We start from the raw sequence: 14,982 nt of genomic DNA on the forward strand, positions 1-14,982 counted from the left end.
AAAAATACCCGCATTGTATTGACACATCCACACTAATGGCTTATTGTTTACTATCTCAATTATATATGTTCATTTCGAAAATGATACTTTGTATGTTATATATACCAGGTATTTTATACACCAAATCAAATGACATATCCAATTTAAAATGAGTAATAAAACACCAGTATACTCATCACTTACCGATCTATTGCGAACTGCTCCTCTTCATCTCATCAATGATTCCTTCCTGTCTCATCTGATCGTAAAGCCCCTGCCTGTCATATCCTCTTTCAAGAATGAGATTATGGATTTCAACGAGTCGATCCGCATCCCTGACCAGATCATTATAGCGGTTCAGACGGGCATTATACCGATCTATCATCGCATTATACCCGGATATACCCAGATTATACTCCTGATACCTCCCCTCCCTCATCAGGAGATTCAGATCCACGCGACGAAGAGAGATCTCTTCTTCCATCACAAGAATTCCTGCCAGATCGACCTCCATCTCATCTTTCAACCGATTTATCTCTTCACGGCAGAAGACCAGAAGATCTGCCAGGGTCATCGTCTCATCACATCTTCCATACCCGCGAGTACCATCACCAACAGGTATAATGAGAGGGGTGGATGAAAGTACCAGCCCCCCGGAGAGGTTTTGCGGCTTCAAACCGACAAAATGGGTCTTCGTGGTTTCGATATATGCATACCCACTCTCCTGATCGAAACACCCATCTGCACGGATTCCAACGGTCATATGTTTCTCTTCTGAAAAGAAGAAGAGGGCAACATCATACCCCTCCCGTACAAGAATAGCGGCAAGGAGGAGGCTCTTGTCATCACAGTCACCGATTCCATCAGCATACGTCTCGATCGGAAATTTCGGTTCGATAAGAGTGGTATCGTCATCATAGGGGAGTGACTGAACAAAGACCGAACAGAGTTCGAGGTATCGATCATCATCGAGAAGAAGGTCCCGGCGCACACTCTGAAGCATAGAGATGAGATCAGTATAGAAGCGCTCCTGCTGTGGATCATTCATGAATGCAGCATAGTATATCGGGAGCCACTCTTCATCATCGAGATCTTTATAGAGATAGATGAGTTTGTCAGCATCGCGTGCCCCATAATATACCGCAGGATCAATGGGGATACTGATCGTCACACTGCTTTCTTCAAAGAGAAACGAATGATCCACCAGACGGATGGGTTCATCCGTCACAACAGGTGTGATGGACGGAGGAATCGTTTCCGGATGAATACATCCCGCAGCTGAACATATGAGGACGAGGAGCAGGACGAGGAGCACATTGCGAGCCATAGAGAATAGTGTTTCAACGATATAAGATAAATAAACAGATGACTATCGCATACGAAAGCTCAGGCGGTCACAGAGATTCAGATGGTTTATATATAATCCTTGACATCTGAAAGATATATGAAGAGACTCACGGTTTTTACCACCCTCATCCTGTTGCTCCTTCTTGCAGGATGTACAGGCACTGCACCCCAGGCAGAGCCTGCCCTCCCCCAGACCGAAATCCCAACATCCACACCGGAGGTTCCAGCAGTCATCCAAACGACTGCTCCATCCCCGTTCCCGGACGCTATTCCTCTTAAAACAGTTCGGCAGATCGGAGAAGGGGAGAATATCCGGGAGATCTCTGTCTATAAGTACCTGATCAGAGACAGGTATGAGTTCCATTCCGCAGAATGGGGTAGATGGGAACCGGTAACAGCACCGGAAGGAAAGGTTTTCCTCATTATCTTCGTCCGGGTCAAACATATCGGAACGGTCAAGGAGAGCTATGCACCCTATCCGTCAGTCATTACCATTCATAATGATGGCAACACATACTCCTACAAATCAGGGCGCAACCCTCTGCTTCCCATCAACAACATAAACGAGCTTGAGTATACCGGTGGTAAACTCTATATCCATGATACGAAAGAGGGGTTCATCATCTATGAAGTACCGGAAGGCATACGGGCAGACGAGACGTATGTCAGCATCTTCATCTCGGAAGGAAATGCACTGATATGGAAACTTGCCTGAGAAGAAAAGAACAGTAAACGTTCCTTTCTATCATTTTTTTTTAAAAAATGAGATAACCCGGATGAACATCCGGTTCAGCTGAGGAGGATCTCCTCTGCAGCTTCACCGTATGCATCCATTACGTAGGGAATCCCAGTAACCATCGATGACTCTTCAGTGAGTGCCATCAGGTCACTCCGGGAGATTGATTTAAGGCTGAAGTTTCTGCTTCCTGCCATGATCTGCTGCATACCGATCTTATACCGCTGGGCGTAGCTGTAAATGCCGAGAGCACCAAGTGGAATCTCACTGATACGTGCTCCGTACTTCTCCTTCAGCTCCTCGTAACAGACGAAGATCTCCTCGACACTACCTCCGTACTTAGAGACGCTCTTTGGCAGGTCCCCGGCATCAAGCCACTTCTGGATATTCTTTCCGACCATGCCCGGGATCATGAGACCACGGCCCATGCAGACCGCCTTAAAGTATGGTGCACCCATACAGAGCGCTTTAAAGCCATTTGCTTCATCTGCTATACCACCGGCAATGGCAAGGTCAGGAACCCGGATACCCCGTTTCTTGAGGAGTTCTGCATACTGGTATGCAAGACTCTGAATATAGACGGTTGGAATACCCCATTCGTTCATCATCGGCCATGGAGACATGCCGGTTCCGCCGGGAGCACCATCGATCGTCAGGAGATCGATCTTCGCCTCGGCACTGTACCTTAGCGCCATCGCAAGTTCGACAGCTGAGTATGCACCGGTCTTGAGGGTGACACGCTTAAACCCAATATCACGGAGGCGATCGACTTCTTCAAGGAATGACTCCTTCTCGACAAAACCTAGCCTTGAATGTCGTTCAAACTCCTTTATTGCACCAGCTTCATATGCTTTTTGAACCTCGGGAAGTGTCGGATCAGGGAGGACGATATAACCCCGTCTCTTCAGTTCAGCTGCCCGCTCAATCGATTTGACTTTAATCTCGCCACCGATGCATTTTGCACCCTGTCCCCACTTCAGCTCAATGGTTTCAAGATTGTGTTTTGACGAGACGTATTCCGCGGTTCCAAGCCGGGTGTCTTCGACATTGAGCTGAACGAGCATCTCTCCATATCCATCATGGAACTTCCGGTACATCTCGATCCTTCGGTCCATCTCAGGAGATTCACGTACTTTTCCTGTGCTGTCAAGGACAAGACCCGGATCGATACCGCAGACATTCTCACCACAGACAATAGTAATTCCGGATATTGCAGCACCAATTGCGAAATGCTCCCAGTTCACTCGTGCGATCTCGGTCGATCCGAGTGCACCGGTGAAGATCGGAACCCGCATTGGAACTTTGATGTCCCATCCGTACTCGGTTGTCGTATCGACTGCCGAGAAGACGGCCGTATCAGAGTTGATCAGCGTGCCTTCGGGCATACCTTTTGCACCGACTGCATACCCCTGAATATTGAGGTGAGAGTAATCAACAGGATAATTTTTATCAGCACCGGCGGTGATCTCACCGAATGGGCCTGGATAGAGCACTTCACGGCTTCGGAATGATGAGAGCCAGATGTCACAGCCACCTTTGCAGCCGTCGACACATTTGGTACAAACACCGGACATCGGGACGACATCACGGGAACGGTTGAACGTACCGAGTGCTTCATTTGCATTTGGTCTTCTAAGATTCATGTACTATCTCCATTTAAATTCACGCCTGAGTGGAACCCCAAACGATATATTCTGTATGATCTGCCCATAATAAGTCCTTACCTTCCACCAGTATATAAGATTGTCGGAACAATTACAATATATAAACCTAACTCACCATCTCCGTCAGGGAAGAATGCATATCATCGCCACCCCGACTCCTATCATAATTGTGGCAAATATCTGTCTCAATCTATCTGCAGGAAGACGGTGTGCTGTAGCAACTCCGGCACGGGAGAATGGGATCATCGCCCCCGTCAGAATAACCCATTGGAGGATATCAATGTAGCCAAAAAAACCTGTTCCAAGGCTCTCTATCATGAAACCATGGTAGATATACGCGCTTATCCCTCCAAATGAAAAGAAGAGTATACAGGCTGATGATGTACCCACTGCCCGGTGAATCGGGAGGTTGAAGAGGAGGAGAAGGATCGGGACGAGGATGATTCCACCCCCCATTCCAAGGAGTCCGGAGAGTATTCCGACAATAACTCCGGCAAGTGTCCATGCACAAAAACCTTCTCTTCCATGACCTCTGCATTCTGGTGTACCGCTCATCATCCTGATGGCAGAAATAATGATCAGGATTCCAAATAGGGGTTTGAGGATATCAACCGGAAGATGTGATGCAAATGTCCCGCCGGCAAATCCACCGGCAAGCCCTGCAAGGCCGATAGGAATTGCTGCATGCCAGTCAATAGCATTCCGTTTCTGATGAGCCATTGCAGCCACACAGGATACCGGAAAGACAACAGCAAGGCTTGTGCCAAAGGCGATTCGAATTGCAAATGTCGGATCAATACCGGTTTGCACCAGAAGAAGATACTGAACCGGGACCATCAGAAAACCCCCGCCAACCCCAAGGAGCCCCGCAAAGTAACCGGCTATAATGCCGGTTAAAAGGAGGATACCTATCAGAAGTAAGAGATCCGTTTCAACCACTCCCGGCTTTCAGATCGGCTCTTCACACCGGTACTCTGCAAGCAGACGTTCCATACGCTCTTTCTTCCTGATCAGGGATATGATACCGGTGATCTCCTCGATAAAAACCGGATCGTCATGTATTAGAAGTGCATCATTAAGTGCCGATACTGCTTCTCTTCCAATCATCACAAGCACCCGTGATGCCACCTCGATATGATTCTGTTCACCCGATTCGATCGCTCCAATGAGAGCAGGAATTGATGTTCTTCCCATATTTGCCAGGATCTCTCCAGCAAGATCACGAACCCTTCTCCTTGGGTCAAAGAGATGTTGTATAAGGGGTTTTACTGCCGGAGCACCAACATTACGAAACGCTCTGGATAATGCCTGATGGATATGTTCGTCTGGTGAAGCGAGTGCTTTAATCAAAGGGGTGATTGCTGAATAGTCAGCTGCTGCGGCAAGTGCATCGGATGCAGCTTCAAGAATTATCGGATCGTCTTCATAAGAGAGTGTCTTTAAAAGCTGAGGTATCAATTCTCCACCAATGATATGAAGGAGATCGAGAAGGTATGCACGCTCAGTGGCATTCCCTTTTGCATATTGTTTCATAATGGCAGGGAGCGAACGGCGGATTATCTGTCGGAGTGCTGCCTGTGCACGCTCTCTGATGATCGGATCCGGACTTTTCAGAAGATCTGAGATCCGATTAATAGCTCGTTCATCACCGATTGGTGCGAGTGCTGTGAGAGCAGCGAATATGACCCTGACTGAAGAATGCCCTGTTGCTGATAGGAGATGAAGGATACAGCTACTACCTCCGGCTCGCTCCAGCAGCCGTATTGCCCTGATAGTTTTTACCTCATCTCCGCTCTGGAGTGTCTCTTCCAGTGCAGATGTTATGTCCACTCCCATATTCTTCAGAACAGTTCCAATCTCATTCAGGAGTGCTGACGATCTCTTCCCTCCCCCTTCTTCGGGTGTCCGAATAGTTAATGCCACCCGAATAAAGATATCGGCACACCTTGTATCCCCAATAGCAAGGAGGATATGAAGTGCCCGATGCCGGACCTCAGGATCGTTATGCGAGAGGAGCGGACGGATGAATGGTGTTGAGCCTGTGCCAAGAGCGATGAGAATGCGGGCCGCCTTAAGGGCTTTTGAACTCTTCTCATATGTTAGAATTCTGATAAGCTCTCCATAATCCGCCTCCTCACGGAGTACATCAAAGTCGCGATCATCTGTTCTGTTCTGATCCTGGTTCAATATCCTGATGGCTCTTCGCCGTCCATCCTCAGCACCGGGATCATCTGGCCATATCTCAAGGACATGATCAAACGATGTGACTGCCTGATGATATCTTTTCATCTTGAAGAGGACCCTCCCCCGTGCATACCATGCATCGGGATCCCGACTATCTTCACGTATGGTGGCATCAAAAAGACGGAGGGCCTCTTCATAATCTCCATCAAGAAAGAGAAGATTTCCAAGGGCGTATTGTGCTGGAGATGGATTTTTAAGGGTACCTGTTGCTTTATCAAGACTTTCTTTTGCCAGATCCCTCTTTCCCATCATACTCATAAGAAGGCCATGAAGGTACCATCCCTCACCATCATCCGGGTTGTGGGTGATCACCTCATCGATCTGTTCCTGTGCCTCTTTGAGCATGCCACACTTCATGAGAGCTTTTCCACGCTCGATCCAGGCTTTTTGATCGTCAGGATTAAGAGTGATCGCTTGTGTTGCAAAGTAAAGCTTACGGGTTGGATCCCTCTCGAGACATGCGCGAGTGAGCATCTCATTCCTTCCTGCCTGATCTGCCCTCTCTTCTTCCACAGTACACCCCTTTCTACCTTTAACGTTCGTAATCGATAAGAGTATTCTGATACCTGTAACTATTAGTCTTCATGGTCAGGGTATAATCTCACAACCATTAAACCTGGTATGAGCAAACGAAGAGATATTAATCACTTTTTCATCGATAAGATTTTGTATTGTTGGAAGGAGAGCATAAAGAACCGATCGCAGATGATATACTGTTGAACAGACTGTTTCAATCCCCTCAACCGGCCAAGGTCTGACAACATTTGAGTAGAGGCATCTTCCTCCGCAGAATTCTGATATTGAACATTCTGTACAGGGTGATCCGGGATAAACCGGTGGGAGATTAAGCGGGTCTCCCGATCTGATATCTCCAAGTACATAATCACTCATCCCAATCATGATCGGACAGGGGATGATTGAACCATCAGTCTGGATGGTGAAATTCGTCACACCGGATCCACATCTGAGACCAGATATTCTCTCAAGGAGGAGATCTTCTGTTGTCTGGAGGAACGGGTACCAGAAAAGCACTTCACCGGTCTGTGCCATATGATTTACCCAGTGTCTGGCAAGAGTTGTTATCCCTGGATTATAGCTCTTCTCCACCCAGTCTGAGTAACTTCGCCGATGGTAGTCTCCCCAGAAGCCGGCATCCATCTGCCAGTGGATTGATGAGAAGGGGTTGTCCTCGATCATCGCCAGATGAAGAACAGATGAAAGGATGTCAGTATGTTCATCTACGGTCATCCGGGCGACAAGCTCTCCTGTGAACCCCTCTTCACGAAGCATCCGTGCATTCTTCAGGACACTTCTGTAAACACCTTCACCCCGGTGATAATTCGTGAGGTTCTCATCTCCATCTATTGAAATGAGTATGGTCTCAAAACGGTTCCTATAAACTGCCGGAAGTTTCCCAAGCAGTAAACCATTTGTCTGGAGCATATATCTCTTGCAGGGTGTTTCATCCATTATACGGCAGATGAGATCTGATCTGAGGAGGGGCTCTCCGCCGATGAAGGTGAGGACCGGGGCTGGATCTGCTGCAATAAATTTCTTCAGGGAGTTTAGGAGCGAGATGTCAAACTCAGCTGGAAGATCAATTGAAATCTCACAGGGGAATGGAACCGTTTCGAGGTCATCAAACATTCTGCCCCGACAGTAACGACAGGCGAGATTACAGTCGTCAGTTACATAAAGATGAAAAAATACCATCAGGATCCCTCGGACATTCTATTCGTGATTAGTACTATTCACAGGGAATCGGGATAAGAGCACTGGAAAAGGCATGCATTATTTTATATACTCTTACATGTATCCAATTCTATGGAAGAACAATCACGAACCCCCTACTTCATCAGAGGGGCCCTTGCTATCCTTCTTGGTCTGATCGTCCTCTTCTGGCCCGGTCTGACTGTTGAGGTTGTTGCAATCCTCTTTGCCGTCTTCATCCTTATAAACGGACTGCTCCTTGTAGCACTCTCACTTGCATCACCGGCCGGAGAGTCATCCGGACTGCTCATCCTCGGAGTCATACTCGTGATAGGTGGAATATTCGGTGTAATCAACCCGTTCATGACCGCCATCACGCTTACGATACTTATAGCAATCCTTGCTCTTATCTCGGGTTTTTCGGATATATGGGTCGCTCTTACTACAATGGGATCCGGATGGTGCAGAATTCTTCTCGGGATATCGGGGGCCCTCTCTGTTATTCTCGGAGGTATCTTCCTCGTATTCCCACTGCTTGGTGCAGTCATCCTTGTTGCTGTCTATATCGGTATTTTTGCAATCGCAATCGGTATCATGAGTATTGTTCAGGGATTTGTAACTCCCAGTACCGCGTAAAAATAGATGAGATGATGATGGTCTGGGTCTTTTGATCCTTTTTATCATCATAATTTTTGATGATCACCTCTTTATAGAGGATCATACCTGCAATAGATCCGGCATTCTGAAGCCCGATTCTAACCACCTTTGCCGGGTCGATCACACCGTTTGCGATCAGATCTTCATTTGCGTCTATTAGTGTTCATGGCGCAGATCACATACAGAAGATTCATCACTCTTCACCATGAGTCTCTTCTATGACTGGCCGAATACTGGTTGCCTATGCAACACGGGCGGGATCAACGGAAGGGATTGCAGAAGTAATCGCAGAAGGACTTCGTTTGGCAGGATATGATGCCGGGAAGGCACGGATATGCGATGCACCGGATCCGAAAGAGTATGACCGGATTATTCTTGGTGGTCCGATCTATATGGGGAGTATGAATGAGGTGCAACGTTATTGTCAGGAGCATGAAGATGCATTACAAAGTCGAATAATCGGGGTATTTGCTGTTGGGATGTCATTTGCAGGGGATGATGAAGAGAAGCATGCTCAGGCACGGGATGTCCTGAAGAAGGCGATTGGTCAGCTTACACCGAGATTTTCCGGCTACTTTGCAGGTATGACCAATCCTGAAAAGCTCTCCTTCTTCCAGAGGACTGCACTTACGGTGGTCAGAACTCCGATTGATGACTACCGGGACTGGAAGGCGATCAAGGGCTGGACGGAGGAGATTGCCGAATATCTGAGAAGAACCTGATCATTGGCAAGATATATCATCTCCACCGCCTTTTTGGTATTCTGAGGAATGACTGATCCCGATGCTTGATATGGCCATTGTCTTTGGAACACTCATTCTTGCATTGGTTCTCTTTGCGACGGGCAAGGTGCGCTACGATATCGTCGCACTTATTGCGCTTTTAATCGTTACCATTGCGGGGATCGTCGATCCAATGGATGCGTTTCTTGGTTTTGGCCACCCAGCCGTGATCACCGTTGCTGCAGTTCTTATTGTCAGTAAAGGGCTTCAGAACTCCGGTCTGATCGATATCCTGACCAGATGGGTTGCACGTATTGGGGATGGTGAAGTGCGGCAGATCTTCTCGCTAACTGGTATCGTTGCTCTCCTCTCCGCTTTTATGAATAATATCGGGGCTCTCGCCCTGATGATGCCGGTTGCTATCAGGACTGCAAGGAAGAGCGGGAGGTCCCCATCATACCTCCTGATGCCGATTGCGTTTGGCTCGCTCCTTGGAGGTATGATCACCCTTATTGGAACTCCTCCAAACATCATCATCGCCACCTATCGTGTCCAGAATGGGGGCGATCCATTCCTCATCTTTGATTTTGCCTATGTTGGACTGGGTGTTGCCATCTGCGGTATCCTCTTTATTTCACTCATCGGGTGGCGGCTGATCCCGATCAGGCAGAGCCCGGCATCACAAGAGGACCTCTTTGCTGTCAAGGATTACTTAACAGAGGTCAGAGTGCCTGAAAAGTCTAAACTTGCAGGAAAGATGATCGTCGATATCGGCACCGCCACCGAGGCAGAGGTGATGGTGGTTGGTATTATTCGGAACGGACGGAAGATTGTTGCTCCTTCGGTCTATGAGACTATACTTGAGGATGATATTTTGATCATTAAGGCGGATTCGGCTGACCTCCAGACTCTCCTTGATGCAACACGCCTTGAACTCACCGGAAAGGATGATGTCACCGAGGAGGTGATTGGGTCAGAGACGGTTGGGATCATCGAGGCGATAGTCAAACCTGATTCTCCTATCCTTGATCGGACTGCGTATTCTGCGAATCTCCGCTGGATTCATGGATTGAACCTCCTTGCTGTTGCACGTGAAGGAGGGCGTATTCGGGACAGATTGAATCAGATACGGTTTCAGCCGGGTGATATCCTCCTTATCCAGGGCAAAAAGGATGCTATTGTGGCTGCCCTTCCAAAAATAGGATGCCTGCCCCTTGCAGAACGGGGCCTTCGAATCGGTGGGCCCAAATGGATTCTGCTGGCCATTTTAATCTTCGGTTCTGCCCTTGGAATTTCAGCGCTTGGTTTTTTACCGGTTCAGATCACCTTCAGCGCTGCGGTCGTTCTGATGATCCTGACGTCCATTGTGTCTCTGCGTGATGCATATGATAGTGTTGAGTGGCCGATCATCATCCTGCTTGGTGCAATGATCCCTGTTGGACAGGCCCTTGAGACGAGCGGTGGAGCTGCACTCATCGCCGGGAGCATCGTTACTGCTGCATCCACCTTTCCCCCGGAGGCGACACTCCTTCTTCTCCTTGTCATCACCATGTTCCTCTCGGATCTGGTGAACAATGCAGCTTCAACAGTTCTGATGGCCCCTATTGCCATCGGTATTGCTCTTGATATGGGAGCCTCAATCGATCCGTTCCTGATGGCTGTTGCTATCGGGGCATCATGTGCATTCCTGACACCGATCGGGCACCAGTCCAACACGCTCGTAATGGGGCCGGGAGGTTACCGCTTCACCGACTACTGGAGGATGGGGCTGGTCCTTGAGATAATCATTGTTATCGTCTCAATCCCCCTCCTTCTCATTTTCTGGCCGATGTACTGATCAACGTGAATAGATGGCCTCTGCATTGCCGAACTGGATGACATGGCCAGAGAGGGCAGCAGTAAGCTCAGCTTTTGTAGCACCGGAAGGAAGTGAAATCTCTGCATCAAGGGCATAGACCTTGAAGATGTACCTGTGAGGACTCCCGGATGCCGGGCATGGACCTGAGTATCCAATCCGCCCATAATCGTTGAGACCCTGCACTGCTCTGACCGGGAACATAATTTCAGGATCTTTTGGAAGCCCTTCGGGCAGGATCCTGACTGCTTCAATGTTCCAGATGATCCAGTGGGTGAATGATCCGCCATGCGCTGCACTGGAATCCTCCATGATGACCGCGAGTGCAACAACCTTCTCATTCAGCCCTCCGATATGGAGTGGAGGAGAGCGATCTACCCCATCACAGGTGTAATCAGCAGGAAGTTCCCTGGTTCCAAGAGTTACTTTTAGCGTGTCCATACTTCTCACCAATCGAAGATCGGGTCTTTGTGGTTAATACGTGTTTCTCATCTCTGGCAGAGAGCCTGTGTCTCTCCGAACTGGAGGACATGCCCTTTCATGGCATTGATGACTGCATGCTTCTCCGACCCCGCCGGCAGATCAAGGGGTGCATCAAGGCCGTAGACCTTAAAGAGGTATCTCTGTGCCTCTCCGGGTGGTGGGGCAGGACCACGGTACCCAATCTCGCCATAGTCATTTCTTCCCTGCTTTGCATGGATCGGGGACTCGATAGTCTCAATCGCTGGAAGGCCTGCCGGGATCTGGTGGGCAGCAGGAATATCCCAGGCAACCCATGTGCAGAAAGAACAGCCTTTTTCATAGGGATTAAAGGCAAAGACTGCAAGATAGGGTGATTGAAGATTGGAAAGGCGAATCGGAGGGGAGAGATTTCCTCCGTCACCGGTATAGGTCGGTGGAAACTCAATAAATCCAAGGGTGACCGTTAGTTTTTCCATCATGCCGTTGATAGTACCGGGAACGATAAAAAACCTTGGATAAGGATCTCTATGGGAAAAAAAGCACTACTCTATACTGATGGGGCATCACGGGGAAATCCCGGAAAGGCGGCACTTGCATATCTCATCGTTGAAGATGGGCGGATTATACTGGAGCATGGTGAGCGGATCGGAAAGGCCACAAATAATGAGGCCGAGTACAGGGCACTCATTGCAGGTCTCAAAGCTGCAGCCTCTCTTGATGTCCATGAGGTATCTGTCTTCTCAGATAGCGAACTGATGGTGAAGCAGATGAGAGGGTTGTATGCTGTCAGATCAGAGCGGCTCCTCCCACTCTTCAGGCAGGCACAGGAGGCGAAGAGTATGTTTGAACATATCACCTTTACCTCTGTTCCCAGAGAGAATTCTTTCATCAAAAAGGCAGATCTACTTGCAAACGATGCATTGGACTCTGATTCAAATTCACCTCTAAAAAATGTTTCTGAAGAGGTGAGGGTGAGGCCGATTGGTTTTGTTTGCTCCCCGTATAAGGCGGTAAAAGATGCACCATGTCAGGGGAGGCTTGATCCGGTTGAAAGCACTATTGAGATCCACCCTCAATATGAAGCAGGACTTGTTGGGCTTGAGAAGTATGGCAAGATCTTCATCCTCTCATGGTTTGACCAGAGCAGTCGCGATCAGCTCTATGTTGAGAATCCGGGGAGAGGCGACTCGCGCGGTGTCTTTGCCACCCGCTCACCGAACCGGCCAAATCCTGTAGGGCTCACCCTTGTTGATCTCCTGGATATTCATGAGAGAATCCTTCATGTTCGAGGTCTGGATGCCCTGAACGGAACGCCTATTCTCGATATCAAACCCTACCACCCGGATATTGATTCAGATTAGGTGGAGAAGATATCGTAATCGATCCCGATCCATTTTTATGCACCGATCTATACACCTATAATCTTTCTTTTACAACCTATCTCCAGCATAGTGTATATTGAGGCATATTATGACAGATCAACAGCAAGAACAGGAATGCAATGGACAGTGTGAAGGGTGTTCATCAAAGACCGAAAGCTGCGACTCAAATCTTCCGAAGAAGGCAAAGATTGATGTGAAACATGTCATCCTCGTCCTCTCCGGAAAAGGTGGTGTTGGTAAGAGCACCGTCTCGGTGAACCTTGCATACGCCCTCTCAAACCATGGGTTCAGAACCGGCCTCATGGACCTTGATATCCATGGACCAAGCATCCCAAAGATGCTCGGACTCGAAGATCACAAGCTTCAGATCATGGGTGATAAGATCCAGCCGGTCAATGTGACGGGTTCACTTGCTGTTATCTCGATGGCATTCCTCCTCCCTGAACGCTCCACACCGGTCATCTGGCGTGGACCAATGAAGATGACAGCTATTCAGCAGTTCCTCTCCGATGTTAACTGGGGTCCGCTTGACTTCCTCGTCGTAGACCTGCCACCCGGCACAGGCGATGAAGCACTCTCTATTGTGCAGCTTGCACCCAATATCGCCGGTGCGATCATCGTTACGACCCCACAGGATGTTGCTGTCCTCGACTCAACCAAGGCTTTGAAGTTTGTGGAGCAGATCGGCATTCGAGCACTTGGTATCATCGAGAACATGAGCGGCATGGTCTGCCCCCACTGCCATGAAGAGATCGATCTCTTTGGAAAAGATGGTGGAAAGAAGGCTGCTGAAGAGTTTGGCGTTCCGTTCCTTGGAAGTATCCCTCTTGACATTGATATGCGAAAAGCCGGTGACGAAGGAAAACCGTTCATCATCAGGAGAGGGGACAATCCAACCTGGCAGGCAGTCGATAAAGTCATGGAGAACTTAATCGAGATCATTGAAGAGTGATCTCCCCTTCTTTTTTCTATCTAAATTACGAACAGGAATATTTAATGCCCCTTCTATCGATGGTATCCTGAGCATTGGGATCGCAGTCATGCGATCAGGAACTGATGTGAGGTACAATCTATGAAGATCGGAATTGTCGGTGGAACCGGGGAGATCGGTGAGGGAATGGCACTACGTCTCTCCCATCTCCATGAGGTGATCCTTGGATCCCGGGATGAGGCTAAAGCATATACGGCAAGTGAATGTACAATTACGACACTGAAAGAGCGTGGTATCACCTCAATCTGCCGTGGAGTATCGAATCAGGAGGCAGTGGATGCTGGAGATATCATCGTTCTGGCCCTCCCTTTTGCCCATCTTGAGTCGACATTATCCTCCCTCACCGGTTTTGAAGATAAGATAGTCATCACCCCGGTGAACCCTATCGGACGGGCCGGGCATTTCTATTATAACCCTCCAGAAGAGGGATCAGCTGCCATCTATATTCGGGAACGCCTTCCTAAAAGTGCACGGATCGTATCTGCATTCAATAACATAGCCGCACATAAGTGGAAGGACCTTGATGCCACCCTTGACTATACAGTTGCTGTCTGTAGCGATGATGCTGAAGCAAAATCGATCGTGATGGAACTGATTCATGACCTCCCAAACCTTACCCCCCTTGATGCAGGCCCCCTTGCTGTCTCATCCATTGTCGAGAGTGTCACCCCCCTCCTCCTGAACCTCGCAAAACTCAATGGGATGCGTGATGTCGGGGTCCAGTTCAGATAATTCTCTTCTTTTCCATAAGGTTCATATTGATTTATAACCCATCAGCGGATAAAAGGGATGAAAGAATGAAGGGTCCATACGAGACAGCCCAACAACAGATATTTGACTGTGCCCGCTGCATGAACCTTGATGAGAACACCACCGAGCTTCTCCGGCATCCGTTACGGGAGATCACCGTTTCAATCCCGGTTCTGATGGATGATGGAAGAGTGAAGATCTTCACCGGATTTCGAATACATTATAATGATGCCCTTGGACCGATGAAAGGTGGAGTCCGGTACCACCCGGATGAGACGATCGATACAATACGGGCGCTTGCTGCATGGATGACCTGGAAGTGTGCCCTCTTCGATCTCCCACTAGGTGGTGCAAAGGGAGGGATCATCTGTGATCCGAAGAACCTATCTCCTGGTGAGCTTGAACAGCTCACGCGAGGGTATATTGACAGGATCTGGCAGTTTATCGGCCCGGATATGGACATCCCTGCACCTGACGTCGGAA

General features: G+C 48.7%; 15 protein-coding genes and 1 pseudogene. 8 read left to right on the forward strand and 8 right to left on the reverse strand.

The window, feature by feature from the left end; genetic code table 11:
- Positions 1-187: 187 nt before the first annotated feature.
- Positions 188-1,306 carry a hypothetical protein gene (locus tag Q7V06_RS03165; RefSeq protein WP_304837967.1) on the reverse strand — a complete coding sequence of 373 codons (1,119 nt, stop codon included), beginning with the start codon at positions 1,304-1,306 and terminating at the stop codon, positions 188-190.
- Between the two features lie 117 nt (positions 1,307-1,423).
- Between Q7V06_RS03165 and Q7V06_RS03170 the strand changes: the two genes are divergently transcribed.
- A complete protein-coding gene (locus Q7V06_RS03170) occupies positions 1,424-2,041 on the forward strand; it encodes a hypothetical protein (RefSeq protein WP_304837970.1) in 618 nt (205 codons plus the stop codon).
- 74 nt (positions 2,042-2,115) lie between these two features.
- Here the strand turns inward: Q7V06_RS03170 and Q7V06_RS03175 are convergent, their stop codons facing one another.
- From Q7V06_RS03175 to Q7V06_RS03190, 4 genes are all read right to left on the reverse strand, one after another.
- A complete protein-coding gene (locus tag Q7V06_RS03175; protein WP_304837973.1) occupies positions 2,116-3,705 on the reverse strand; it encodes an FMN-binding glutamate synthase family protein in 1,590 nt (529 codons plus the stop codon).
- Positions 3,706-3,849: 144 nt separating this feature from the next.
- Complete coding sequence (locus Q7V06_RS03180; RefSeq protein ID WP_304837977.1) at positions 3,850-4,665, reverse strand: sulfite exporter TauE/SafE family protein; 816 nt, start codon at positions 4,663-4,665, stop codon at positions 3,850-3,852.
- Positions 4,666-4,674: 9 nt separating this feature from the next.
- Positions 4,675-6,483, reverse strand: coding sequence for a HEAT repeat domain-containing protein (locus Q7V06_RS03185; protein ID WP_304837981.1), 1,809 nt, complete (start codon positions 6,481-6,483; stop codon positions 4,675-4,677).
- 75 nt (positions 6,484-6,558) lie between these two features.
- Entirely contained in the window at positions 6,559-7,683 is a 1,125-nt protein-coding gene (locus tag Q7V06_RS03190; protein WP_304837984.1) for a TIGR04084 family radical SAM/SPASM domain-containing protein, read from the reverse strand.
- A gap of 111 nt (positions 7,684-7,794) precedes the next feature.
- Here Q7V06_RS03190 and Q7V06_RS03195 point away from each other — a divergent pair, with 111 nt between their 5' ends.
- Positions 7,795-8,316 carry an HdeD family acid-resistance protein gene (locus Q7V06_RS03195; protein WP_304837987.1) on the forward strand — a complete coding sequence of 174 codons (522 nt, stop codon included), beginning with the start codon at positions 7,795-7,797 and terminating at the stop codon, positions 8,314-8,316.
- Here the strand turns inward: Q7V06_RS03195 and Q7V06_RS03200 are convergent.
- Positions 8,273-8,491: pseudogene (locus Q7V06_RS03200) on the reverse strand (hypothetical protein); the annotation flags it as partial. The gene Q7V06_RS03195 and the pseudogene Q7V06_RS03200 sit on opposite strands and share 44 nt — an antisense overlap.
- A 64-nt stretch (positions 8,492-8,555) precedes the next feature.
- On the opposite strand from Q7V06_RS03200, the gene Q7V06_RS03205 reads away from it, so the two are divergent.
- Both Q7V06_RS03205 and Q7V06_RS03210 read left to right on the forward strand, forming a co-directional pair.
- Positions 8,556-9,059: a flavodoxin domain-containing protein gene (locus Q7V06_RS03205; RefSeq protein WP_304837992.1), complete on the forward strand. Its 504-nt coding sequence runs from the start codon at positions 8,556-8,558 to the stop codon at positions 9,057-9,059.
- Between the two features lie 61 nt (positions 9,060-9,120).
- Complete coding sequence (locus Q7V06_RS03210) at positions 9,121-10,896, forward strand: SLC13 family permease (RefSeq protein WP_304837995.1); 1,776 nt, start codon at positions 9,121-9,123, stop codon at positions 10,894-10,896.
- Here Q7V06_RS03210 and Q7V06_RS03215 read toward each other — a convergent pair whose 3' ends face one another.
- The gene (locus Q7V06_RS03215; RefSeq protein ID WP_304837998.1) at positions 10,897-11,355 is read right to left on the reverse strand and encodes a YbhB/YbcL family Raf kinase inhibitor-like protein; all 459 of its coding nucleotides are present in this window, start codon (positions 11,353-11,355) and stop codon (positions 10,897-10,899) included.
- A gap of 47 nt (positions 11,356-11,402) precedes the next feature.
- Entirely contained in the window at positions 11,403-11,855 is a 453-nt protein-coding gene (locus Q7V06_RS03220) for a YbhB/YbcL family Raf kinase inhibitor-like protein (protein ID WP_370650802.1), read from the reverse strand.
- Positions 11,856-11,903: 48 nt separating this feature from the next.
- Between Q7V06_RS03220 and tsaA the strand changes: the two genes are divergently transcribed.
- The 4 genes from tsaA to Q7V06_RS03245 form a co-directional block, all read left to right on the forward strand.
- Positions 11,904-12,737, forward strand: a complete 834-nt coding sequence (tsaA, locus tag Q7V06_RS10400; protein ID WP_370650803.1) for a tRNA (N6-threonylcarbamoyladenosine(37)-N6)-methyltransferase TrmO — start codon at positions 11,904-11,906, stop codon at positions 12,735-12,737.
- A 109-nt stretch (positions 12,738-12,846) separates the two neighbouring features.
- Entirely contained in the window at positions 12,847-13,710 is an 864-nt protein-coding gene (locus Q7V06_RS03235) for an Mrp/NBP35 family ATP-binding protein (protein WP_304838001.1), read from the forward strand.
- 120 nt (positions 13,711-13,830) lie between these two features.
- Complete coding sequence (gene npdG / locus Q7V06_RS03240; RefSeq protein ID WP_304838004.1) at positions 13,831-14,481, forward strand: NADPH-dependent F420 reductase; 651 nt, start codon at positions 13,831-13,833, stop codon at positions 14,479-14,481.
- Between the two features lie 65 nt (positions 14,482-14,546).
- Positions 14,547-14,982: Glu/Leu/Phe/Val dehydrogenase (locus tag Q7V06_RS03245; protein WP_304838006.1), on the forward strand; the 436-nt coding region annotated here is incomplete at its 3' end.

This window comes from Methanocalculus sp. (assembly GCF_030651615.1).
Taxonomy (GTDB): domain Archaea; phylum Halobacteriota; class Methanomicrobia; order Methanomicrobiales; family Methanocorpusculaceae; genus Methanocalculus.

Bases quoted from the DNA above. Each gene is read 5' to 3' on its own strand.
- Q7V06_RS03170 (WP_304837970.1), top strand. From the start codon at position 1,424: ATGAAGAGACTCACGGTTTTTACCACCCTCATCCTGTTGCTCCTTCTT.
- Q7V06_RS03235 (WP_304838001.1), top strand. From the start codon at position 12,847: ATGACAGATCAACAGCAAGAACAGGAATGCAATGGACAGTGTGAAGGG.
- Q7V06_RS03210 (WP_304837995.1), top strand. From the start codon at position 9,121: ATGCTTGATATGGCCATTGTCTTTGGAACACTCATTCTTGCATTGGTT.
- tsaA (WP_370650803.1), top strand. From the start codon at position 11,904: ATGGGAAAAAAAGCACTACTCTATACTGATGGGGCATCACGGGGAAAT.
- Q7V06_RS03175 (WP_304837973.1), bottom strand. From the start codon at position 3,705: ATGAATCTTAGAAGACCAAATGCAAATGAAGCACTCGGTACGTTCAAC.
- Q7V06_RS03165 (WP_304837967.1), bottom strand. From the start codon at position 1,306: ATGGCTCGCAATGTGCTCCTCGTCCTGCTCCTCGTCCTCATATGTTCA.
- Q7V06_RS03190 (WP_304837984.1), bottom strand. From the start codon at position 7,683: ATGGTATTTTTTCATCTTTATGTAACTGACGACTGTAATCTCGCCTGT.
- Q7V06_RS03215 (WP_304837998.1), bottom strand. From the start codon at position 11,355: ATGGACACGCTAAAAGTAACTCTTGGAACCAGGGAACTTCCTGCTGAT.
- npdG (WP_304838004.1), top strand. From the start codon at position 13,831: ATGAAGATCGGAATTGTCGGTGGAACCGGGGAGATCGGTGAGGGAATG.
- Q7V06_RS03220 (WP_370650802.1), bottom strand. From the start codon at position 11,855: ATGATGGAAAAACTAACGGTCACCCTTGGATTTATTGAGTTTCCACCG.
- Q7V06_RS03205 (WP_304837992.1), top strand. From the start codon at position 8,556: ATGACTGGCCGAATACTGGTTGCCTATGCAACACGGGCGGGATCAACG.
- Q7V06_RS03195 (WP_304837987.1), top strand. From the start codon at position 7,795: ATGGAAGAACAATCACGAACCCCCTACTTCATCAGAGGGGCCCTTGCT.